The 22,805-nt window shown below is 72.5% G+C and carries 14 protein-coding genes and 1 pseudogene; 5 read left to right on the top strand and 10 right to left on the bottom strand.

The genetic code is table 11. The features are described from left to right. Positions 1 to 81 precede the first annotated feature (81 nt). On the top strand, positions 82 to 7,011 hold the full coding sequence (locus tag ACFYZ3_RS30020) for a glycoside hydrolase domain-containing protein (protein WP_388524129.1): 6,930 nt from the start codon (positions 82 to 84) through the stop codon (positions 7,009 to 7,011). A gap of 78 nt (positions 7,012 to 7,089) precedes the next feature. Here ACFYZ3_RS30020 and ACFYZ3_RS30015 read toward each other — a convergent pair. Next, positions 7,090 to 7,269: pseudogene (locus tag ACFYZ3_RS30015) on the bottom strand (MFS transporter); the annotation flags it as partial. 507 nt (positions 7,270 to 7,776) lie between these two features. On the opposite strand from ACFYZ3_RS30015, the gene ACFYZ3_RS30010 reads away from it, so the two are divergent. Next, positions 7,777 to 8,745 (top strand): HAMP domain-containing sensor histidine kinase, encoded by a 969-nt coding sequence (locus ACFYZ3_RS30010; protein WP_388524126.1) that lies wholly within the window; start codon positions 7,777 to 7,779, stop codon positions 8,743 to 8,745. Positions 8,746 to 8,822: 77 nt separating this feature from the next. Next, a complete protein-coding gene (locus ACFYZ3_RS30005) occupies positions 8,823 to 9,887 on the top strand; it encodes a biotin/lipoate A/B protein ligase family protein (protein ID WP_388524123.1) in 1,065 nt (354 codons plus the stop codon). Positions 9,888 to 9,902: 15 nt separating this feature from the next. Here the strand turns inward: ACFYZ3_RS30005 and ACFYZ3_RS30000 are convergent, their stop codons facing one another. Further along, positions 9,903 to 10,577, bottom strand: coding sequence for a response regulator (locus ACFYZ3_RS30000; RefSeq protein ID WP_388524120.1), 675 nt, complete (start codon positions 10,575 to 10,577; stop codon positions 9,903 to 9,905). After that, entirely contained in the window at positions 10,574 to 11,722 is a 1,149-nt protein-coding gene (locus ACFYZ3_RS29995) for a sensor histidine kinase (RefSeq protein ID WP_388524117.1), read from the bottom strand. Before ACFYZ3_RS29995 ends, ACFYZ3_RS30000 begins: the two co-directional genes overlap by 4 nt. Before the next feature lie 167 nt (positions 11,723 to 11,889). Between ACFYZ3_RS29995 and ACFYZ3_RS29990 the strand changes: the two genes are divergently transcribed. Together ACFYZ3_RS29990 and ACFYZ3_RS29985 are read left to right on the top strand one after the other, a co-directional pair. After that, positions 11,890 to 12,903 carry a carboxymuconolactone decarboxylase family protein gene (locus tag ACFYZ3_RS29990; protein ID WP_388524114.1) on the top strand — a complete coding sequence of 338 codons (1,014 nt, stop codon included), beginning with the start codon at positions 11,890 to 11,892 and terminating at the stop codon, positions 12,901 to 12,903. Positions 12,904 to 13,160: 257 nt separating this feature from the next. Next, positions 13,161 to 13,817 carry a hypothetical protein gene (locus ACFYZ3_RS29985; protein ID WP_388524112.1) on the top strand — a complete coding sequence of 219 codons (657 nt, stop codon included), beginning with the start codon at positions 13,161 to 13,163 and terminating at the stop codon, positions 13,815 to 13,817. On the opposite strand, the gene ACFYZ3_RS29980 is transcribed toward ACFYZ3_RS29985, so the two are convergent. From ACFYZ3_RS29980 to ACFYZ3_RS29950, 7 genes are all read right to left on the bottom strand, one after another. Further along, positions 13,814 to 15,355: an NCS1 family nucleobase:cation symporter-1 gene (locus ACFYZ3_RS29980; protein ID WP_388524109.1), complete on the bottom strand. Its 1,542-nt coding sequence runs from the start codon at positions 15,353 to 15,355 to the stop codon at positions 13,814 to 13,816. The two genes, ACFYZ3_RS29985 and ACFYZ3_RS29980, sit on opposite strands and share 4 nt — an antisense overlap. A 110-nt stretch (positions 15,356 to 15,465) precedes the next feature. Next, positions 15,466 to 16,488, bottom strand: coding sequence for a TIGR03842 family LLM class F420-dependent oxidoreductase (locus ACFYZ3_RS29975; protein WP_388524106.1), 1,023 nt, complete (start codon positions 16,486 to 16,488; stop codon positions 15,466 to 15,468). 11 nt (positions 16,489 to 16,499) lie between these two features. Beyond that, positions 16,500 to 17,903 (bottom strand): dihydropyrimidinase, encoded by a 1,404-nt coding sequence (hydA, locus tag ACFYZ3_RS29970; RefSeq protein ID WP_388524104.1) that lies wholly within the window; start codon positions 17,901 to 17,903, stop codon positions 16,500 to 16,502. A 35-nt stretch (positions 17,904 to 17,938) separates the two neighbouring features. Further along, entirely contained in the window at positions 17,939 to 18,781 is an 843-nt protein-coding gene (locus tag ACFYZ3_RS29965; RefSeq protein ID WP_388524101.1) for a nitrilase-related carbon-nitrogen hydrolase, read from the bottom strand. Between the two features lie 123 nt (positions 18,782 to 18,904). Further along, positions 18,905 to 20,527 carry a PucR family transcriptional regulator gene (locus ACFYZ3_RS29960; protein WP_388524099.1) on the bottom strand — a complete coding sequence of 541 codons (1,623 nt, stop codon included), beginning with the start codon at positions 20,525 to 20,527 and terminating at the stop codon, positions 18,905 to 18,907. A 39-nt stretch (positions 20,528 to 20,566) separates the two neighbouring features. After that, positions 20,567 to 21,850: an aspartate aminotransferase family protein gene (locus ACFYZ3_RS29955; RefSeq protein ID WP_388524097.1), complete on the bottom strand. Its 1,284-nt coding sequence runs from the start codon at positions 21,848 to 21,850 to the stop codon at positions 20,567 to 20,569. Then, positions 21,847 to 22,689: a nitrilase-related carbon-nitrogen hydrolase gene (locus ACFYZ3_RS29950; protein WP_388524094.1), complete on the bottom strand. Its 843-nt coding sequence runs from the start codon at positions 22,687 to 22,689 to the stop codon at positions 21,847 to 21,849. Before ACFYZ3_RS29950 ends, ACFYZ3_RS29955 begins: the two co-directional genes overlap by 4 nt. Between the last annotated feature and the right edge of the window lie 116 nt (positions 22,690 to 22,805).

Raw genomic sequence — 22,805 nt, 5'->3', positions numbered from 1 at the left:
GATGGCGGAGCGTTCACCCGGAGCGCACGCTCCGGAAGTTGCTTGACAACGTTGTCCAACAGGGAAGGGTCCGTGCTCGTCATGCCCGACAGATCCAAGAGACCGCCGATACGGTCGTCCAGCCCCCGGGCCGCCCTGCGGGCCACGGTCGCGGCGGTGCTCGCCGGGGCACTCGGCCTGGCCGCGCTGACGGGCGGCAGCGCCGTCGCCGTGCCCGTCACGAAGGCCTCGCCGTCGGCCGGTGAGACGTCCGGCGGAACGGACTACACGAAGCTCGTCGACCCGTTCGTGTCCACCGCGGGCGACGACGGCAACGACCTTCCCGGCGCCCAGGCCCCGCACAGCCTGGCCAAGGTCAACCCGATGACGACCCCGGGCCGCAACCACTCGGGGTACGACTACAACGAGGACCACATCGCCGGGTTCACCGCCACGAACCTGGACGGCGTGGGCGGTTCGGGCGGCGGCGGCGACCTGCTGGTCGTCCCGACCTCGCAGCAGTACGACAGCCGCCCGGCCACGAGCACCTACGCGCACCCCTACAGCCACGACGACGAGAGCGCGTCGCCCGGCTCCTACCGGGTGGGGCTCGGGTCCCCCGCCGGGACCATCGACGCCGAGATGACCGCGACGACCCGCACGGCGCTCGAACGGTACGGCTTCCCCGACGGAGCCAAGCCCCAGCTCGTCCTCGACCTCGCCAACAACTTCACGAGCCGCACCCGCTCGACCCTGGAAACGACGAAGCTGAAGGACGGGACGACCGCGATCAGCGGGCTCGTCGCCGGGTCCTTCAACGGCGCCTCGTACCGCCTGTACTACTACGCCACCACGAACGTCCCCGTGACCTCGCTGCGCAGTTGGGGCGACGACGGCGTGCTGAGCGAGGCGACCGCACAGGACGGCACCGACACGGGCGCCGTGCTCGGCTTCGACGAGGCCGACGGCGACGACATCGAGCTGCGCGTCACGCTGTCGCCGATCAGCGCCGAACAGGCCGCGACCGACCAGCACAACGAGGTGGCGGGCCGCAGCTTCGCCGACGTGCGCGCGCAGACGAAGGCGGACTGGAACCGCACGCTCGGCGCCGTCGCGGTCAAGGCCTCGAGGAAGGCCGACCCGGACTCGACGCTCACCAGGCACTTCTACACGCACCTGTACCGCATGTACGCGCTGCCGGTGAACGCCACCAGCACCAGCGGCACGTACCGCGGTGTCGACGGCGCGGTGCACGAGGCGAACGGCTTCACGTACTACGACGGCTGGTCCACCTGGGACGACTTCCGCAAGTACTCGGTCGAGGCCTACATCGACCCGGCGACCTACCGGGACATGGTGCAGTCCGCGGTGATCCTCTTCGCCGACGCGCACGCCGCGGGCAAGAGCCTCGGCAGCCTCACCCACTCGGTGCCGACGGTGCGCTGGGAGCGCTCGGCCGTGGTGATCGCCGACGCCCTGTCGAAGGGGTTCAAGGACTTCGACCGGCTCGACGAGGCTTATCCGGCGCTGAAGTCGTACACCGGCTACTACACCGGGACGCAGCTGCGGCAGGGCTACGTCGCCGGTGACCCCGGCACGACGGTCCAGCGGGGCTACGACCAGTGGGCGCTGTCCGTCATCGCCGACGCGCTCGGCGAGGACGCGGACGCCGAGAAGCTGCGCGAGCAGGCGACGATGGCGACCGACAACCTGGTCAAGCCCGGCGCCTGGACCGCGCCCGACGGTACCGGGGTGGGTCTGCTCACCCCGCGCGACGGCGAGGGCGACTGGCAGAAGGCCGACTACGAGAAGTTCGAGGAGGCCAGGCTCTACCAGGGCACGCTCTGGCAGTACCACTGGTACGACGCGTACGACATGGGCGGCCTCATCGAGGCCATGGGCGGCGAGCAGGCCGGCCGGGCCGCGATCCGGCACATGTTCGGCGAGGACTCCGACGCCGACGACGGCTCGACCATGCTGCACTCCAACGCCAACGAGATCGACCTCCAGGCCCCCTACCTCTTCAACTACGTCGGCGAGCCGAGCCTGACGCAGAAGTGGGTGCGCGCCATCTACACGGGTGAGACCTGGAACCGGTACATCGCGACGGGCTCCACGAACGAAGCGCCCAGCTCCGGCGGCGAGTTCAGGCCACCGGTGAAGACCAAGGCCTACGAACTGGCCCCGGACGGCTTCCTGCCGACCATGGACAACGACGCCGGCACCATGTCGACCATGTTCGTCGCCGCCGCCCTCGGGCTGTTCCCGGTGACCGCGGGCTCCAGCCAGTTCCAGATCGGCAGCCCGTTCTTCGACTCCACGACGATCACCTACGCCAACGGCGCCGAGTTCACCGTCGAGGCCGACGGGGTCTCGCCGGACGACTACTACGTGCAGAGCGCGGCGCTGAACGGCAAGCGGTTCTCGAACACGTGGCTCGACTACTCGCAGATCGTCGCCGGCGGCACCCTGAAGTTCGACATGGGCTCCAAGCCCTCGTCCTGGGGCGCCCGCACGGAGCCCGCGTACTCGCTGAACACCGACTCGGGCGACGGGGAGGACGGCAACGGGCCGGGCAGGGGGACGACCGTCGTCTCCGCCCGCCCACAGACCGTGGGCACCGCCGCGGACGGCACCGTCGACGCGAGCGTCGAACTCCGCCTGTCCGGCAGGGCGTCGTTCGCCGCGCGGAAGGGCACCAGCCTCACCCGGACCGGCGCGGCGAGCGTGACCGGCCTCCCGGGCGGGGTCACGGCGGACCTCCGGGTCACCGGAAGGCGCACCGCGTCGCTGAAGCTCACCGGCACCACCAGGACCGACGCGCGCTTCGGCATCACCTTCCGCGACCGGGCCTTCCCGCACGGCACACCGGCCTCCACGGTGACCGGCACCGGCGTGTCCGTGACCGACCCGCTGGTCGTCTCGGCCGCGGCCGTGCACCGGGGTCACCTCGCCGCCCTCGTCGACGAGGCTTCCCTGGTGCGCGAGGGCAACTACTCCGACGGCTCCTACGGCATCTTCCGCACGGCGCTGGAACGCGCGCGGACCGTCCTCGCCGACTCCGCCTCCCCCACCGGCACGCTCATGGCGGCGCACGACGCGCTGCGCTCCGCCGTCGACGCACTCACCCTGGACGAGGGCGGTTACGCCGTCCTCCAGGCCGAGGACCCCGACCGGATGGAGGGGCCCAGCCTCGTCAAGGAGGCGTTCCACTCGGACGGCGACCTCGGCGGCGTCACCGAGGGCGCCTGGGAGCAGTACACGGACCTCGACTTCGGCGGGGTCGCCCCGCGGAGCGTCTCCGTGCGCTACGCCAACTCGCAGGCCGCGACGGCGCCGCCGAGCAGCGTGGACATCCACGCCGGGGACGCCGACGGGCCGGTCGTCGCCACCGTCTCCCTGCCCGGGACCGGCGGCTGGCAGTACTACACGACGGTGCGGGCGGCGGTCTCGGACCCGGAGGCCCTGCTGGAGGCGTCGAGCGCGACGTTCGTGTTCCACGCCCCCTCGGGGCAGCAGTGGGTGTCGAACTTCGACTGGTACCAGTTCTCGCCCGAAGCAGCCCCCTCGTCCGACCCGATCACGACACTCGCCACGCTGACCACGGCCAACACCACCTCGACCGGCGACGGTTCACTCCCGCTGAAGCTCTCGGGCGGCGTCTTCGAGAACGTGACGAACGGTGCGTGGGCCGAGTGGCGGGACACCGTCCTCGGTGACGGCGCCGACACCCTCACCGTGGCCTACGACAAACCCCGCTCCCGCGCGGCGTCGGACTCGCACATCGAACTGCGTCTGGGTGCGAAGGACGGCCCGACGGCCGTCACCGTCCCGCTCGACTACACCGGCTCGGGCTGGGGCACCGTGGCGTCCACGAGCGTGCGGCTCGACCCGGACGTCTTCGAGGGCACGCGGGACGTCTACGCCGTCTTCGTCTCCAGCACCCAGACCGACGCGCAGCCCTACGTCGCCAACGTCCACTCGCTCACCCTGACGCGGCAGGCGGACGCCCCGGTGGTGTTCGACGCCACGGCCTTCGAGGGCAACAGCGGCGGCGGGCTCAAGAGCGAGCCTGCCACCTGGAGCGACGCGGGTTCCGCCACCAGTCTCGGCGGCACCTACGACGGAGCCTGGCTCGACTACGGGGACGTCGACTTCGGCGACTCGGCCAAGAACACCGTCACGCTCACCTACGTCAACAACTCCGCGCGCTGCGGCACCGGTTCCGCCGTCCAGCTCTACCTGGGCTCCTTCGACGCGGGCTCCCCCGGTACGCCGTACGCGACGATCCCGCTGCCGGTCACCGGCAGTTCGTGGTCGTCGGGCGGGACGACCAGCCTGACCCTGCCGCAGGCGATCACCGGCACGCACGCCGTGCACCTGCGGCTGACCACGAACGCGGACTCCTCGCACCCCTACGTCGCCAACCTCGGCCAGGTCACCTTCGGCCACGTCGAGGCGCCCGCGCAGACGGATCTGTCCGCGCTGCGCAAGGCGATCGAGCAGTACGAGGACCTGGCCGAGGACGCGGACCGGTACGGCACGATCGACTTCGGGGTGTTCCGGCGCGAACTCGCCGCCGCCCGCGACCTCCTCGGTGCCGGGGACGCGACGCAGCTCGAGGCCGACCTGCGGACCCGGAGCCTGACCCTGGCCGCGAACCAGCTGGTGCCGCTGCCGAGACTGCGGCTGGAGAGCCTGGTCGCCGCGGCGTCCGCACTCGGCGACGAGCGCTACACCAACGCCTCGTGGACGGCGTTCACCACGGCGCTCACCGCGGCGAAGACGGCCGTGGCGGACGAGGCGGCGACGGACCGCACCCTCACCGAACGGTACGCGGCCCTCGATCGCGCCAGGTCCTCGCTCACCACGAAGCGCAGGACAGTGCCGGCGGCGCCCGGCGCGGTGTCCGCGGGCCCCTCCGGCACCAGCGTGCAGGTCATCTGGTCCGCACCGGAGGACGACGGAGGTTCGCCGGTCACCGGCTACGAGATCACGCTCAGCGGCGGCCACCAGGTCGAGATCGCCGATCCGGACAGCCGGAGCACGGTGTTCACCCGGCTGAAGGACGGCACGTCGTACACGGCGCGGGTCCGCGCGGTGAACGCCCTCGGCGACTCGCCCTGGAGCGCAACGACGCAGCCCGCCGTCACCGGCGACAACCGGCCCCAGGCCCCGACCGTCACGGGCGTGGTCACCGACGGCGAACGGGTCCGGGTGAACTGGCGGCCGGCCGGCGACGGCGGCTTCCCGGTCGTGGGCTACACCGTGGTCCTCGACGACGGAACCACCGCGCACGTCTCCGGCACCACCTCCACCGCGCTGCTCACGTCGGCGGGCCGGGCGAGGGCCCACACCGCCACCGTGACCGCGGTGACCCGGGCGGGCAGCTCGGACGACCCCGGCGCGACGGTCCCCACCGCCTCGGCCGCGTCCGCCACCTCGGCCACCTCGGCCACCGATCCGGCGGACTACGAGCCGTCCCCCTTCCCGGACGACACGCTCGACGCCGCCTACGCCTCGGACGCGTGGCCCGAGACCGGGGACGGATCCGACTGGTTCACCCACCTGCTCTCCGGTTTCGACGACCTCGGCCCCGCCACGCTCGGCGCCAACTCCCGGGTGCCCGCGGGCACCGCGCTCGGCGCCGAGAACGACAGGATCACCGTGAGCGTCAACAACGCGGCGACGCGGCAGCAGGTCGACCGCGCCGAGGTGGACGCGTCGAACAGCGCCACCGTCACGATGGCCGACGGCCTCGGCTCCCGGCTCGGCCCGCTGTACGGCGAAGCCCTGAAGGAGGGCCGACTGCCCAAGACCAGCGCGCTGTTCGCCCGCGTCAACGAGAACCTCGACACCCACGACGCGGCGAAGAACCACTACCAGTACCTGCGCCCGTACGTGCGGCTCGGCTTCGCCGGGGACGGCGGGGCGATCTACGAGTCGCAGGACAGCTCGTACAGCGGCCTCGCGGGACAGGGCTCGTACCCGAGCGGTCACACCTACGGCGGCTACGAGGCCGGGACGATCCTCGCCACGCTGCTGCCCGACCTGGCGCCGTCGATCCTGGCGCGCACCTCGGAGTACGGGGACAACCGGATCGTCCTCGGGTTCCACTACCCGCTCGACGTCATGGGCGGCCGCATCACGGCCCAGGCCACGGTGGCGCACCGCTGGGCGGACCCGGAGTTCGCCAAGCTGCTGGGCCAGGCACACACCGAGATCGAGAACGTGCTGCTCGCGCGGTGCGAGGAGGAGGGCTACGGCGACACGCTCACGGACTGCGCGGGCGACCCGTACGCCGGGCTGAGCACGGCGCAGCAGGTCGACCGGTACACCCAGCGGCTGACCTACGGGTTCTCCCGCACCGGGCGGGCCGGGCAGGCTCTCGACGCGCCGTCGGACGCGGCGGCGCTGCTGATCACGGCCTTCCCGGACCTCAGCGCGGAACAGCGCACCCAGGTCCTGGAGCAGACCGCGACGGACTCGGGGTACCCGCTCGACCTCACCGGGTCCGGCGGGCCGGGCTGGCAGCGGATCAACCTGGCGGCGGCGATGGCGGCGGACGTGGTCGTGAACGCCGACGGCTCGGTCACGGTGACCAACTTCTCGGACGCGACCGAGGCCAGTGTGGCCGACGCCGCCGCGATCACCGTCGGGGGCGTGGCGCTCGACGGGTTCGATCCGGAGGTGAGCACGTACGTCGTGGACTGGCCGAAGCGCGGGCGGATCCCGGCCGTCGGTGCCGTGACGGCGGCGTCGGGTGCGCGGGTGAAGGTGGTCCAAGGCAGCTCCACCGTCTCGTCCTCGCAGCGCGGCTTCACCACCCGCACCATCACGGTGACCTCGGCCAACGGCGCGTACACCCGCACCTACACGGTCGGCTTCCGGCCGACGGAGCGGCATCCGCACCGGCCGGGCGCGCTCTGGGACACCGGCGGCGGGACGGCCGGTGGCGGTGGTGGTGCCGGTGGCGGTGACGGTGGCGGTCTCTGGACACCGGCACGCGAGTGGGAACGAACCTCGGGTTGATCCCGCCACGACCCCGGGGCGCCCCCCGGGGGACCGCCGCCGGCACGGTACGTCCGTGCCGGCGGCGGTCCGTCGTTCTCACCTCGGGGTCGGCTCCTCGGCGCGCGGTCCGTGGCCCTCCCGGGCGCGGCGCAGGGCGTCCTCGTCGGTGCGGGCGTCGTAGCCGACCAACCGGGGCAGGGCGGCGGTGAGCAGTCCCACGGCCGCGACACAGGCCGCACCGCCGGTCCAGATCGCCGGGCGGGCGCCGGTCCAGCCGGTGCGCTGGTCGGAGGGGCCGGCCCGGGAGCACGGCGGCAGTTCCGGCTCCCCCAGCCGGTCCAGGAGCAGCCTGAGTTCCGGCGACGGCGGAGGCCGAGTGCAGCTGCCCCGCGGGCATCCACAGGCCGAGCGTCGGTGTGACGCACCAGACCTGGGAGCCGACCACGGCGGTGGCCGCGCCGTGGGCGTTCCAGAGCAGTTCGTGCCACGGGTGGGAGTGCTCGTTCCAGGTCGTGTCGGCGGCGACGACCTCCCGGCGGGAGCGGCCGTCCGTCCGGCCGCTAGGGCCTGTCTGACAATTCGCGTCGTCGCCCGAAGGGCGGCCGCGCGGCGTCAGGTGCGTGCGAGTGGGGGTACCTCCCACGCCCTTGAGGCAGTGGGGGAGCGTGCATGGCGTCGCACGGCAGACGGGAATGGTCAGACAGGCCCCAGGTGCCGGTGCGGGCGGGAAATGGGTGTGCGAACCGATGGACTCCCCCGGCGCGCGTCCCGGACGCTGCTGCCGTGCCCCTGTTCTGGAGAATCTCGCTGTTCAACTCGGTGGTGCTGATCGCGGCGACCGCGTTGCTGCTGGGACCGGTCACCGTGTCGACCCCCGTCCTGCTCACCGAGGCCGCGATCCTCACAGCCGGTCTGGTGGTCATACTGATCGCCAACGTCCTGCTGCTGCGGATCGGCCTCGGACCGCTGCGCCAGCTCGCGCGGGCCATGACCACGACCGATCTGCTGCGGCCGCGGGTCCGCCCCAAGGTCGACGGCGACGGTGAGATCGCCGAGCTGATCACCACCTTCAACACCATGCTCGACCGGCTGGAGGCCGAACGCGCCCTGAGCGCCGCCCGCACGCTGAGCGCGCAGGAGTCCGAGCGTCACCGGGTCGCCCAGGAGCTGTACGACGAGGTGGGACAGACCCTCGCCGCCGTGCTGCTGGATCTCAAACGGGTCGCGGACCAGGCGCCCGACGAGGTGCGCGAGCAGCTCTCGCAGGTGCAGGAGACGACCCGGGCCAGCCTGGACGAGATCCGCCGCATCGCCCGCCGGCTGCTCCCGGGGGTCCTGGAGGAGCTGGGCCTGGGCAGCGCCCTGAGGTCGCTCTCGGACGAGTTCACCGGGCCTTCGCTGACCGTGCGCCACGACATCGCCTCCGGCCTGCCCCGTCTCGGCGACAACGCCGACCTGGTGCTCTACCGGGTCGCCCAGGAGGGCCTCACCAACGCGGCCCGGCACTCCGGGGCCCGCCTGGTGATGCTGACCCTGGAGCGGGCCGGTGACGCCGTCCGGCTGCGGGTACGGGACGACGGCCGGGGCTTCGACGACTCGGGCGGGGCCGCCGAGGGCGCCGGGATCCGCGGCATGCGCGAGCGCGCCCTGCTGATCGGCGCCGATCTCGTCGTCGGGCCGGCGCGCGGCGGCGGCACCGAGGTGCGGCTGACCGTGCCCGTCGGAGACCGGGTGGCCGAACAGGTTGCGTGAGCGCACGACCGGGGACAGGGCGGGAACACACCGGCCGGGCGCGCTGTTGTGCCCGGATGCGGAACGGAGGCGGAACGGTGCACGGTGAATACAAGATCCCCGGCGGCAAGCTGGTCGTCGTGGACGTGGAGGCCGAGGACGGCGTGCTGCGGCACGTGCGTGTGGCGGGCGATTTCTTCCTGGAACCGGACGAGGCGCTGGACGCCGTGAACCGCGCGCTGGAGGGCGCCCCGGCGGACACGGACGCGACGGGACTGGCCGCGCGGATCGACGCGGCCGTGCCCGAGGGCACCGTCATGTACGGGCTGACCTCGGAGGGCGTCGGCATCGCCGTGCGCCGCGCCCTGGCGCACGCCACGGACTGGACGGACTACGACTGGCAGCTCATCCACGAGGGGGCGCAGTCCCCCGCCCTGCACATGGCCCTGGACGAGGTGCTGACCGCCGAGGTCGCCGCGGGCCGGCGGCCGCCGACACTCAGGGTGTGGGAGTGGGGCGCCCCGGCGGTGATCATCGGCAGTTTCCAGTCGCTGCGCAACGAGGTGGACCCCGAGGGTGCCGCCCGGCACGGCATCGAGGTGGTGCGCCGCATCTCCGGCGGCGGCGCGATGTTCGTGGAGCCCGGCAACACGATCACCTACTCCCTGTCCGTGCCGGAGGCGCTGGTGCAGGGCCTCTCCTTCCAGGACAGCTACGCCTACCTCGACGACTGGGTGCTCGGCGCGCTCGGCGAGATGGGCATCCGCGCCTGGTACCAGCCGCTGAACGACATCGCCACCGACCAGGGCAAGATCGCGGGCGCCGCGCAGAAGCGCGTCGTGGGTCCCGGAGGCGGGCCCGGCGCCGTACTGCACCACGTGACCATGTCGTACGACATCGACGCGGACAAGATGCTTCAGGTGCTGCGGATCGGGCGGGAGAAGATGTCCGACAAGGGCACGAAGTCGGCGAAGAAGCGGGTGGACCCGCTGCGCCGGCAGACCGGTCTGGCGCGCGAGGCCGTGATCGAGCGGATGATCTCCTCCTTCGGCGGGCGGTACGGGCTGAGCCAGGGCAAGGTGACGGACGAGGAGCTGGCCCGGGCCCGGGAGTTGGCCCGCGCCAAGTTCTCCTCGGCCGAGTGGACCGCCCGGGTGCCCTGAGGCGCCCTGTGTCTCCTAGGCCGTGCCGCGCACCGCGACCAGGCCCGACTCGTAGGCGAACACGACGAGTTGGGCCCGGTCGCGGGCGCCCAGTTTGGTCATCGCACGGCTGATGTGCGTCTTGGCGGTCAGCGGGCTGATCACCATGTGGGCGGCGATCTCCTCGTTGCTCAGGCCGCGCGCCGCGAGCGCGGTGACCTCGCGTTCCCGGCGGGTGAGGGAGTCCAGGCCGGGCGCGGTGGACCGGTCCGGGGGGCGGGCGACGAACTCGCCGATCAGGGTGCGGGTGACCGACGGGGAGAGCAGGGCCTCGCCGTGTGCCACCACGTCGATGGCCTGGAGCAGGTCGGCGGGCTCGGTGTCCTTGAGGAGGAAGCCGCTGGCCCCCGCCCGCAGTGCCTCGAAGACGTACTCGTCGAGCCCGTAGTTGGTGAGGATGACGACGCGTACGGGGGCGAGGGCCGGGTCGGCGGCGATGCGGCGGGTCGCCTCGATGCCCGACATCACCGGCATCTGCACGTCGACCAGGGCCACGTCGGGCACCTGGGCCCGCACCAGCGCCACCCCCTGTTCCCCGTCGGCTGCCTCGCCGACCACCTCGATGCCCTCCTCGGCGTCGAGCAGCGCCCGGAAACCGGCCCGCATCAGCGCCTGGTCGTCGACGAGCGCGACCCGGACGACGCCGCTCATACCGTCTCCCCCAGCGGAAGCCGTGCGCGCACCGAGAAGCCGCCCTCCGCGCGCGGGGCGGCGCGCAGGGTGCCGCCGAGGGCGCTGACGCGTTCGTGCATGCCGGTCAGGCCGGTGCCGGGCACCGGCGGGCGGGCCGGATCGGCGGCCCCGTCGTCGTCCACGCCTATCGTCAGCTCCCCCATCCGATCCCCCGTGCGATCCGTCGCGTGATCCGTCGTGTTCCGTGTGCCGTAGTCGATGCGGACCCGCACCTTCGCCGGTCCGGCGTGGCGCGCCGCGTTGGTGAGGGCCTCCTGCACGATGCGGTAGGCGGCCCGGTCGACGGCCCGGGGCAGCGGGCGCTCGTCCCCGGTGACCGTGAGGTCGACGGCGAGCCCCGCCGCACGGGCCCGCTCGACCAGCAGGGCCGGGGTGCCGGCCGGCTCGTCGGCCCGCAGCACCTGGAGGGCGGAGCGCAGCTCGCGCATCGCCTCGCCACTGGCCTCCTGGATGGCGAGCAGCGCGGGCGGCACCTCGTCGCCGCGCTTGCGCGCCAGGTGGACGGCTACGCCCGCCTGGAGCTTGACGATGGAGATGCTGTGCGTCAGCGAGTCGTGCAACTCGCGGGCGATCCGCAGCCGTTCCTCCCCGGCACGGCGCAGGGCCGCCTCCTCCCTGGTGCGCTCCGCCTCCAGGGCACGCTGTTCGGTCTGGCGCAGGTACGCCTGCCAGTTCCGGTCGGCGAGACCGGTCACCACGGCGCACAGGAACCAGCCGGCGAGCAGTCCGGCCCGTTCGGCCGCGTGCTGCGTGCCCGGGCCGGTGGCCACGTACCCGGCCAGGAACACGACGCCCCCGGCCGCCGCGACGCCCCGGTGGCCGACCCGGGCCGCGGTGTGCACGGCGCCCAGGACGGGCAGCGCGGACAGCGGGCCGGGGTGCGCGTGCACGACGTACGCCGTGCCGAGGACGGTGGCGGCGGCCAGCACCGCGCGCGGGGCGGCGCGGTGGAAGGCGAGCGCCGCCGAGGCGAGGGCGACGAGCACGTGGTCGAGTGCCGTGGTGTCGTCGTCGAAGGCGGCGACCGCCGTGCCGAGGGCGCCGACGACGGCCGCGAGGACCACGTCGGCGAGCCGTCCGCGATCGATCTGACGCCCACTCATGCCCGCACCCTATGCGTCCTGGCCGACACTCGCGTCGGCCCTGTGGACGGCTTGCGGACTACTCCCGGCGAAGTAGTCCACCGCCCGTCCTGGCCCCGGCGGCGCAGTGCCGACCGCATCCGGCCGTACGACGACGCCGGGCAGCCCGGCGGCGCACTCTGCTGTGCATGCCCACACCCTTCCGTCACACCGAACCGCTGCCCCCGAAGGCGGCCACCGGCCACGTCGCCGAGGTCTACGCGCAGGCGGCGCGGGACTTCGGCATTCCCGAACCCGCCCCGTTCGTGGCCCTCTCCTCCGCGCCCGCGCTCGTCGCCCCGGCCTGGGCGCTGATGCGCGAGTCCCTGCTCGCCGGTCCCGGCGACCGCACCGGCAAGGAGGTCGCCGCCTTCGGGGTGTCGCAGGCCAACAAGTGCCGGTTCTGCGTGGACGCGCACACCATGCTGCTGCACGCCACCGGCGACCACGCCCTGGCCGAACGGCTGGCCAGGGGGCAGGAGCCGGCGGACGAGCGGCACGCGCGCGTACTCGACTGGGCGCGACGCACCCGCGTTCCGGGAGCGGCGCGCGAGCCGTACCCGTTCCCGCACGAGGAGGCTCCCGGCTATCTCGGCACCGTGCTGGCCTTCCACTTCATCAACCGCGTCGTGTCGTCCCTGGTGACCGAGACGCTGCTGCCGGCCGGCGCGCAACGTCTGCGCCCGGTGCGGAGCCTGGCGGGCCGCTCGCTGTCCCGCACCGTACGGCGAACCGCTGTGCCCGGCGCCTCCCTCCCCCTGCTGGACGACCCCGGCCGGGGGCCGGCGTGGGCGGCGGGGACACCGGTCGGCCCGGCGTACGCGGCACTCGGCGCCACCGCCCCGATGGGCGCCGGCCTCCTCGAAGCCGACGACCAGGATCTGGTACGCGCCACGCTGCGCGACTGGGACGGCTCGCACCCGCCCCTCACGCCGGACCCGTTTCCCGACCGGAGGGAGCGACCCGGCGCACGGCTTGCGCTGCTGGTCGCGCTCGCGCCGTACCGGATCACGGACGCGGACGTCGCGGCGTGGCGCCGGCCCGAGCACACCGACCACTGCCTGGTGCACCTCGTCGCGTACGGCGCGTTCGCCGCCGTGGACCGCATCGAGACGGCCCTGACCTCCCCGGCCGCTCGCCCCACCGCCCGGGAGACCCCATGACCGTCGTCACCGGCTCCCGCCGGGAACCCGGTTCCGACGCGGTCCGGGACGCCGCCGACTTCCTGCTGTCGCGCTACCCGGGCCGTCCCCTGCCCGCCGGACGGCTCCCCGGACCGGAGACGGCGCCACTCGTTCGTCTGCGTCACCGCACGGCCACGCACCGAGTTCGCCCTTCCGCCCCACGGGGACTCGTGTGACACTGGCGTCCCGTCCGCAGTGCGGGCACCCTCCGCACCGTCCCCCACGAGAAGTGCGCCGTGCGTTCTCTTCCTCTGCCGCTCGCCCTGACCGCCCGTCTGGCGCCGGTCGCCGTGCTCGCCACGGCCGGCTGGGCGCTGTCGTCCGGGCCGGACACGTCACCTGCGGCGAAGGAGAAGACGCCGCCCGACACCACGCACAGATCGGCCTCCGCACCGGCGACGGAGGCGGCGACGAAGACGTACGCCGGCGCACCGGCGCCGTGCGAGAGCCTGGCCGACAAGACGGTCACCTCGCTGGTGCCGGGCGCCAAGGCGGCCGGCAAGGAGATCCCGTCCACGGACACCAAGGTGCGCCGCACCTGTTCCTGGAACGCGCTCAAGGGATACGACTACCGCTGGCTCGACGTCTCCTTCGAGGTCATGGCGACGGACGAGGCGGCCCGGAAGTCGTACAAGGAGCGCGTCGCCGACCGCAGCGGCGGCGGTGACGTACCGGGACTCGGCGACGCCGCCTACTCCGTCGTCAACCTCACCACCGAGGACAAGCAGCAGACCCGCGAGGGCACGGTGCTGGTCCGCGCCGCCAACGCCCTGGTGATGATCACCTACAACGGCAGCGACTTCGAGTCGAAGAAGGCCCCCGGTACGACCGAGATCAACAAGGGCGCCATCAAGGCGGCCAAGGAGGCCGTGGCCGCCTTGCAGAACGGCTAGGGGCGCGCGGCGGGACCGGCTCCCGGCCGGGTCGCCGGCAGCAGCATCAGGGCCAGGTAGAGCACCAGGGACGTGGCCAGGCCGACCGCCCAGCCGTAGTCGGCCAGCGGTTCGAGGAAGGGGACGGGGCGGCCGTCGACCAGGGGGTGGAAGTCGGCGCCGCCGACGGCCAGGACGCCGCCGACGGCGAAGGCCAGCACCGCACGCCAGTTCCAGCCTCCCTCGTACCAGTAGCGTCCGCCCCTGCGGTAGAGGTCGACGAGGTGCAGCCGGGCGCGGCGCAGGATCCAGTAGTCGGCGATGAGGATGCCGGCCACGGTGCCGAGCAGCCCGCCGACCAGGCCGAGCCAGGTGAAGATGTAGCCCTGCGGGTCGGAGTACAGCTTCCAGGGGAAGATCAGCACGGCCAGGACGGACGTGATGAGCGCGCCCGCCCGGAAACTCACCTTGCGCGGTGCGACGTTGGAGAAGTCGAAGGCCGGTGAGACCAGGTTGGCGGCGATGTTCACGGACAGGGTCGCCACCAGGACGGTGACGAGGGCGAAGAGCAGGCCCACGACGTTGTCCGTCTTCGCGGCGAGTTGGACCGGGTCCCAGATGGGTTCGCCGTAGACCGCCTGCGAGCCGGAGGTGACCATGACGGACAGGAAGGCGAACAGGGTCATCGTCGTGGGCAGTCCGAGGGCCTGGCCGCGGGTCTGAGCCTTCTGGCTCTTGCCGTAGCGGGTGAAGTCCGGGATGTTGAGGGACAGGGTGGACCAGAAGCCGATCATGCCCATCAGGGACGGCCAGAACAGCTTCCAGAAGTCGCCGCCCCAGCCGAGCTTCGAGGGCTGGTCGAAGAGCGGGCCGAAGCCTCCCGCCTTGTCGGCCATCCACCAGAGCATCACGAAGGCGCCGACGAGGACGAAGGGCGCCGCCCAGTTCTCGAAGCGGCGGATGGTCTCCATGCCGCGGTAGATGATGGCGACCTGGAGCGCCCAGAAGATGGCGAAGGACAGCCACATGGTCCAGGCGTGGCCGCCGAACGTCCCCGCGTTCGTCCAGCCGTCGCCGATCAGCTTGCCGGCCAGGAAGTAGATCGCCTCGCCGCCGATCCAGGTCTGGATGCCGAACCAGCCGCACGCCACCAACGCCCGTACGACGGCGGGCAGGTTGGCGCCCCGGATGCCGAAGGAGGCGCGGGCGAACACCGGGAAGGGGATGCCGTACTTGGGTCCGGCGTGCCCGGTGAGCAGCATCGGGGCGAGCACGATCAGGTTGGCCAGGGCGATGGTGAACACCGCCTGCTTCCAGTCCATGCCGACCGCGATGAGACCGGAGGCAAGCGTCCAGGAGGCCGTGTTGTGGGCCATGCCGACCCACAGGGCGGAGAAGTTGTACGTGGTCCAGGTGCGCCCCTCGACGGGGACGGGCAGCAGGTCTTCGTTGGCGTAGGGACCGCTCGGCGGCGGGGAGCCCGGGGCGAGCTCCACGCGCCCGTCGGGGAGGGTGACTTGGGCGGACGGCGGTATGGCCGTGGGCGCGGTGTCGGTCATGGGCAGGCCAATCATGCGGTGGGACGGGAGAGGCCGTGCGGGCGGTGCCGAGGGGGGTGCGCGGGTGCGCCCTGGGGGCCCGCCCCCGGGTGCGGGGCGGGCCGGGTGGCTCAGGCGTTGACGGCCGGGATGACCTGCGTGCCGTAGGTGTCGATCACGGCTTCCCGCGCGTCGTGCATGTCGTACAGCGCGAACTGGTCGACGCCGAGGGCGCGCAGGGCGGTCAGTTTCTGGATGTGCTTCTCGACCGGTCCGATCAGGCAGAACCGGTCGACGATCTCGTCCGGCACGAACTGCGTGTCCGGGTTGCCGCTGCGCCCGTGGTGGGCGTAGTCGTAGCCCTCGCGGGCCTTGATGTAGTCGGTGAGTTCGTCGGGGACGGCGCCGGTGTGGGCGCCGTACTTGGCGACCAGGTCGGCGACGTGGTTGCCGACCATGCCGCCGAACCAGCGGCACTGCTCGCGGGCGTGGGCGAGGGCCTCGGGCGAGTCGTCGGCGGTGACGTAGGCGGGGGCGGCGACGCAGACCGTCACCTCGGACGGGTCGCGTCCGGCGGCCTCGGCGGCGTCCCGGACGGCCTTGACCATGTACTCGGTGAGGTAGAGGTCGGCGAGCTGGAGGATGAAGCCGTCGGCCTCCTCGCCGGTCATCTTCAGGGCCTTGGGACCGTACGCGGCCATCCACACGGGGACTTCGGCGCCGGGCTTGGTCCAGGGGAACCGGACGACGGTGCCCCCGCCGAGGTCGGCCTCCTCTCCCCTGCCCAGGGCGCGGATGACCCTCATGGCTTCGCTTGTCCGGGCGAGGGTGTTGGGCTTGCGGCCGGCCACCCGCATCGCGGAGTCGCCGCGGCCGATGCCGCAGACGGTGCGGTTGCCGAACATGTCGTTGAGGGTGGCGAAGGTGGAGGCGGTCACCTCCCACGTGCGGGTGCCCGGGTTGGTGACCATCGGGCCGATCTTCAGTGTGCTGGTGTTGGCCAGGACCTGGCTGTAGATCACGAACGGCTCCTGCCACAGCACGGCGGAGTCGAAGGTCCAGCCGTGGCTGAAGCCGTTGCGCTCGGCCCGTTGCATCAGCTCCACGACGCGGGAGGCCGGCGGGTCGGTCTGCAGGACGAGTCCGAAGTCCATGGGCACCGCTCCTAGTTCAGGTACTGGCAGGTGGCGCGCGGGGTGTAGGCGCCGTGGCCCTTGCGCCCGGTGTACTCCCGCTCGGTGACGACCGGTTCGCCGCGCGAGAGCACGGTCTCCACCCGGCCGGTGATCCGCCTGCCCTCGTACGCCGAGTAGTCGACGTTCATGTGGTGGGTCTCGGCGGAGATCACCTGCTCGGCGTGCGGGTCGTAGACGACGATGTCGGCGTCGGCGCCGGGGGCGATGGTGCCCTTCTTCGGGTACAGGCCGAACATGCGGGCCGGGGTGGCGCAGGCGATCTCGATCCAGCGGCGGCGGCCGATGTGGCCGTCGACGACGGCCTGGTGGAGCAGGTCCATGCGGTTCTCGACGCCCGGCATCCCGTTGGGGATCCTGGAGAAGTCGCCCCGGCCCAGCTCCTTCTGCCCGCTGAAGCAGAAGGGGCAGTGATCGGTGGAGACCACCTGGAGGTCGTTGGTGCGCAGGCCCCGCCACAGCGCGGCCTGGTGTTCCTTCGGCCTGAGCGGGGTGCTGCACACGTACTTGGCGCCCTCGAAGCCGGGCTCGGCGAGGTTGTCGGTGGACAGGAACAGGTACTGCGGGCAGGTCTCGCCGAAGACGGGGAGACCCTCGTCGCGGGCCCGGGTCAGCTCGGCCACCGCCTCCGTCGCGGAGACGTGCACCACGTACAGGGGCGCCCCGGCCACCTGCGCGAGCCGGATGGCCCGGTGGGTCGCCTCGGCCTCCAGCAGTGCCTTGCGGACCTCGCCGTGGAAGCGGGGCTCGGTCTCGCCGCGGGCGAGGGCCTGCTCGACGAGGACGTCGATGGCGATGCCGTTCTCGGCGTGCATCATGATCAGGCCGCCGTTCTCGGCGGCGCGCTGCATGGCGCGCAGGATCTGGCCGTCGTCGGAGTAGAAGACGCCGGGGTAGGCCATGAACTGCTTGAAGGAGGTCACCCCTTCCTCCACCAGCAGGTCCATCTCCTTGAGCGTCTCCTGGTTCACGTCGGAGACGATCATGTGGAAGCCGTAGTCGATGGCGCAGTTGCCCTCGGCCTTGGCGTGCCAGGCGTCCAGGCCCTCGCGCAGGGAGTGCCCGACGCTCTGGATGGCGAAGTCGACGATGGTGGTCGTGCCGCCCCAGGCGGCGGCGCGGGTGCCGGTCTCGAAGGTGTCGGCGGCGTAGGTGCCGCCGAAGGGCATCTCCATGTGGGTGTGTCCGTCGACGCCGCCCGGGATGACGTACTTGCCGCTCGCGTCGATGACGTTCTCGGCGGTGAACGCCCCGGCCGCCGGGGTGCCGGTCGCGGCGAGGGCGGCGACGCGGCCGTCCTCGATCAGGACGTCGGCGTGGATCTCGTCGGAGGCGGTGATGACGAGGCCGCCGCGGATGACGGTACGGCTGCTCATGCTGCTGTTCCCTCCTGTCAGGGGCCCCGGTCGGATCAGGGCGCGGTCAGCGGGGAGTAGGCGCCCGGCGCACGGTCGCGGTAGAACTGCCAGCGGTCGCGGACCTCGCGCAGCTTGGCCATGTCGAGGTCGCGGACGACGAGTTCGGTCTCCTTGTCGCTCGCCACCTCGCCGACGAACTGCGCCTCGGGGTCGACGAAGTAGGAGGTGCCGTAGAAGTCGTTGTCCCCGTACTCCTCGACGCCGACGCGGTTGATGGCGCCGACGAAGTACTCGTTGGCGACGGCGGCGGCCGGCTGCTCCAGCTGCCACAGGTAGCCGGACAGGCCGCGGGAGGTGGCCGACGGGTTGAAGACGATCTCGGCGCCTTCCAGGCCCAGCGCCCGCCAGCCCTCCGGGAAGTGCCGGTCGTAGCAGATGTACACGCCGATCCTGCCGACGGCGGTGTCGAAGACCGGCCAGCCGGAGTTCCCGGGGCGGAAGTAGAACTTCTCCCAGAAGCCGCGGACCTGGGGGATGTGCGTCTTGCGGTACTTGCCGAGGTAGGAGCCGTCGGCGTCGATGACGGCGGCGGTGTTGTAGAGGACGCCGGGCTGCTCCTCCTCGTACATCGGGAGCACCAGGACGATGCCGTGCTCGCGGGCGAGCCGCTGGAAGCGCTCGACGATCGGGCCGTCCGGGACACGTTCGGCGTACGCGTAGAACTCGGGGTCCTGGACCTGGCAGAAGTACGGCCCGTAGAACAGCTCCTGGAAGCACATGACCTGTGCGCCCTGGGCGGCGGCGTCACGCACCGCCTGCTCGTGGACCTGGATCATCGATTCCTTGTCGCCCGTCCAGGCGGTCTGGAAGAGCGCGGCACGGATCACTCGGCTCATCTTCGGCCTCCACTCGCTCGAATCGCTCGCTGTGGCGCTCGGTGTACGGCGAGACTAGGGACCGGCGGTGGCCGAAATGAGTGGCACGGTGTCACGTCTGCGGGGGTCGGGCATTGCACGGTGTCACCCCTGTTGTGCGTCGTGGGCGAGGAGCGCGATGTGCACGGAGGCCGCCTGCTCGAAGTCGTCGAGGTCGACGCCCAGGCGGCCCTGTATGGCTTCGAGACGCCGGTAGAGGGCGGGCCGGGAGACGTGGTGGAGCTGGGCGGTGCGGGACTTGTTGCGGCCGGTGGCGAGGTAGGTGCGCAGCACGGGCAGCAGGTCCTGGTCGGGGCCGCGCAGGAGTCCGTCCAGCTCGCGCTCCGCGAAGGACTGCACGTGCGGGTCGTCGCGCAGCAGCCGCACCAGGCCGCGCAGGTGGATGTCGCGCAGCCGGACGACCGGCGGCAGGTCCAGGGCGGCGGCCGGGGAGTCGGCGACCGCGTCGGCGACGTGCTGGGCCTCGCGCAGTCCGGCGGGTACGTCGGTCCAGTCGGCGCGGGCGTCGGCGGCGGCGACCACGGCGCGGGAGTTGTCCGGTTCCGCACGCAGCCGGGTCGCGAAGTGGGCGGTGAGCGCCCTGGCGTCCTGGTCGGGGGCGAGGCTGAGCAGGACGGCGACGTGGTCGTCGGCGAGGTGGGCGGCGAGGCCGGGCAGGCCGAGGCGCCGCAGCACCCGGGCCGGCCGGGCGGGCTCCCGCTCGCGGACGACGAGGGGGACGAAGACGCGCCGGTTGACGGGCAGCCCGGCGGCGCGGGCCCGGGACAGCAGTTGCCGTGCCGGTACCGCCCCGCTGACCAGGTCGGTGAGCAGGCTCCGCGCGGACTGCTCCTCCCAGGAGTCCCAGGAATCCCGTGGGCCCGCGGAAGTGCCCGCGTGCGTGCCGTCACCGGCGAGCATGCGGTGCAGGACGAGCGCCTCGGCCGCGCGGTCGGCGAGCAGGCGTCCGGCGGCCCGCTCGCCCCGGTAGCCGCACAGCACCAGGCGCCCCCAGCTCTCCCCCCGGCAGGTCAGTTCGGCACGGACCCAGCCGTCGGCCGAGCCGGCACCGGCCTGGCGGGCGATGCGCTCCCAGTCCCGCAGTACGTCGTCGACGGCGGCCCGCTCCCCCGCCGTGGCGAGGACGCGGTGGGCGAGGTTGGTGACGACGACCGGGCAGCCGGCGTGCCGGGCCACCTCGTCGAGCAGGCGCTGCACCGGGGCGCCCGCGGTGATCAGGCCGGTCAGCTCGGTGCGTACGGCCTCGGAGAGGCTGACGGCGGCGAACTTGCGGCGCAGCAGCCGGGACTGCACCTCCTCGGTCAGTTCGGCGAAGGGGAAGGGCCGGTGCAGGACGACCATGGGCAGCCCGCAGCGCTCGGCCGCGCTGCGCATCACCTCGGGCGGGGCGGGGAAGGCGCGGCCGAGGCCGAGCACGACGGCGGCGGCCTCGGCACGGTCCAGTGAACGGATGTACTCCCCCTGCCGGTCCTCGTCGCCGGCGAGCAGCACGCCGGTGGTGAGGACCATCTCGCCGCCGCTGAGCATCACGCCGACGTCGGCGGCCTCGGCGACGTGCACCCAGCGCACGGGCCGGTCGAGGCGGTGTGCTCCGGCCACCACCTCGGGCTGTCCGGCCCGCACCCGTTCGAGGCCGAGGACCTGACGGACCGACAGGGCGGGTTCCCAGGGCTGCTGGGCCGGGGTCTGCGGGGTGGTCGTGGTCATGGCGGCCTCTCCTGGGCTCGTCACGCGGCGATCAGGCGATCAGATGCTCCGCAGGGCGCGTTCGAGGATCGCGGCACCCTCCTCGGCCTCCGCGACGGTGAGGGACATCGGCGGGGCGATGCGCAGGACGCTGGTGCTGTGGCCGCCTCCCTTGCCGACGAGCAGCCCGCCGGCGCGGGCCTCCTCCAGTACGGTGGACGCCGCCTCCGGGGCGGCCTCGTCGGTGCCGGGCCGGGTCAGCTCGACGCCGATCATCAGGCCGCGCCCGCGCACCTCGCGCACGTGCGGCACCTGGGCGGCGACGGCCCGCAGCCGTTCGATGAGCAGTCCGCCGACGCGCCGGGCGTTGCCCTGGAGGTCGTGCTCCAGGAGGTGGTTGAGGTTGGCGAGGCCCGCGGCCATGGTGACCTGGGTGCCGCCGAAGGTGGAGATGCTGTTGGCGTCCAGGCAGTTCATGATCTCGGCGCGGGCGACGACCCCGCCGATCGACATGCCGTTGCCGATGCCCTTGGCGAAGGTCACGATGTCCGGCGGGCCGCTCCTTCCGTGCGCCTGCCAGCCCCAGAAGTGCTCGCCGGTGCGGCCCCAGCCGGTCTGCACCTCGTCGGAGATCCACAGGATGCCCCGCTCGTGCAGCACCTCGCGGAAGGCGGCGTACAGGCCGTCGGGCGGCGAGGTGAAGCCGCCGACGCCCTGGACGGGTTCGGCGATCAGGGCGGCGGGGGCGCGGGTGTGGCCGAGCAGGTCCGTCAGGTCGGCTGCGCAGGCGTCGATGAAGTCCCGGTCGTCCAGGTCCGCGTAGGGCCCGCGGGTACGGACGCCGCCGTGCACGTACAGGGTCTGGAGCGGGGACAGGGAGGTCGGCGACCAGCCGCGGTTGCCGGTGATGCCGACGGCGCTGAAGGAGCGGCCGTGGTAGCTGTTGCGCATCGCCAGGATCGCGTTGCTGCGGCGGTGGGCGGTGGCGAGCAGCAGGGCGGTGTCGTTGGCCTCGGTGCCCGAGGTGGTGAAGAAGACGCGGGCGTCGGGGATGCCGGAGAGCTGGGCGACGCGTTCGGCGAGTTCGACCATCGGACGGTTGAGGTAGAGGGTCGAGGAGTGCACGATCCGCCCGGCCTGGTCGGCGACGGCCTTGGTGACCTCGGGCAGGGCGTGCGCGGTCATGGTGGTGAGGATGCCGCCGAAGAAGTCGAGGTACTTGTTGCCGGCGGCGTCCCAGACGTGCCGGCCCTCGCCGTGGGTGATCTCCAGCGGGTCCTCGTAGTAGAGGGCGAGCCAGTCGGGCAGGACGGCGCGGTGGCGGGCGAAGAGGTCACGGGTCACGGCCGCACCAGCCCCTCGTAGGCGTCGGGACGGCGGTCGCGGTAGAAGGCCCACTGCTGCCGCACCTCGTCGATGAGGTCGAAGTCCAGGTCGCGGACGACGAGTTCCTCCTTGCTGTCGCTGGCGACGTCGCCGACGAACTGCCCGCGCGGGTCCACGAAGTAGGACGTGCCGTAGAAGTCGTTGTCCCCGTACTCCTCGACGCCGACGCGGTTGATGGCGGCGACGAAGTACTCGTTGGCGACGGCCGCGGCGGGCTGTTCGAGCTGCCACAGGTGGGCGGAGAGGCCGCGGTGGGTGGCCGACGGGTTGTAGACGAGCTGGGCGCCGCCGAGGCCGAGTTGGCGCCAGCCCTCCGGGAAGTGCCGGTCGTAGCAGATGTAGACGCCGACCTTGCCGACGGCGGTGTCGAAGACCGGCCAGCCGAGATTGCCGGGGCGGAAGTAGAACTTCTCCCAGAAGCCCTTGACCTGCGGGATGTGGTGCTTGCGGTAGGTGCCCAGGACGGTGCCGTCGGCGTCGATCACGGCCGCGGTGTTGTAGTAGAAGCCGGACTGCTCGACCTCGAAGACGGGGACGACGATCACCATGCCGGTCTCGCGGGCGAGCGCCTGCATGCGGCGGGTCGTGGGTCCGTCGGGGACGGGTTCGGCCCAGCGGTAGTGCTCGGGGTCCTGTACCTGGCAGAAGTAGGGGGCGTTGAAGACTTCCTGGAACCCGATGACCTTCGCGCCCCGCCGGGCGGCCTCGCGGGCGTGCTCCTCGTGTTTCGCCACCATGGACTCGGTGTCGCCGGTCCAGGTGGCCTGGACGAGAGCGGCACGTACGACGTTGGCCATGAGCTGCTCCTTCGACACGACGTCAGAGCCTCTACGCCCGTAGAGCAGGCCGTAGAGGGACGAACGTAAGCCTGGCCGGACGGGCTTGCCAAGACCATCGTCGTCAAGGCGCGGTG

It is taken from the genome of Streptomyces sp. NPDC001599, from assembly GCF_042893535.1.
GTDB lineage: Bacteria > Actinomycetota > Actinomycetes > Streptomycetales > Streptomycetaceae > Streptomyces.
The sequence above is the reverse complement of the archived record's forward strand: the minus strand, read 5'-3'. Positions and strand labels throughout refer to the sequence as shown.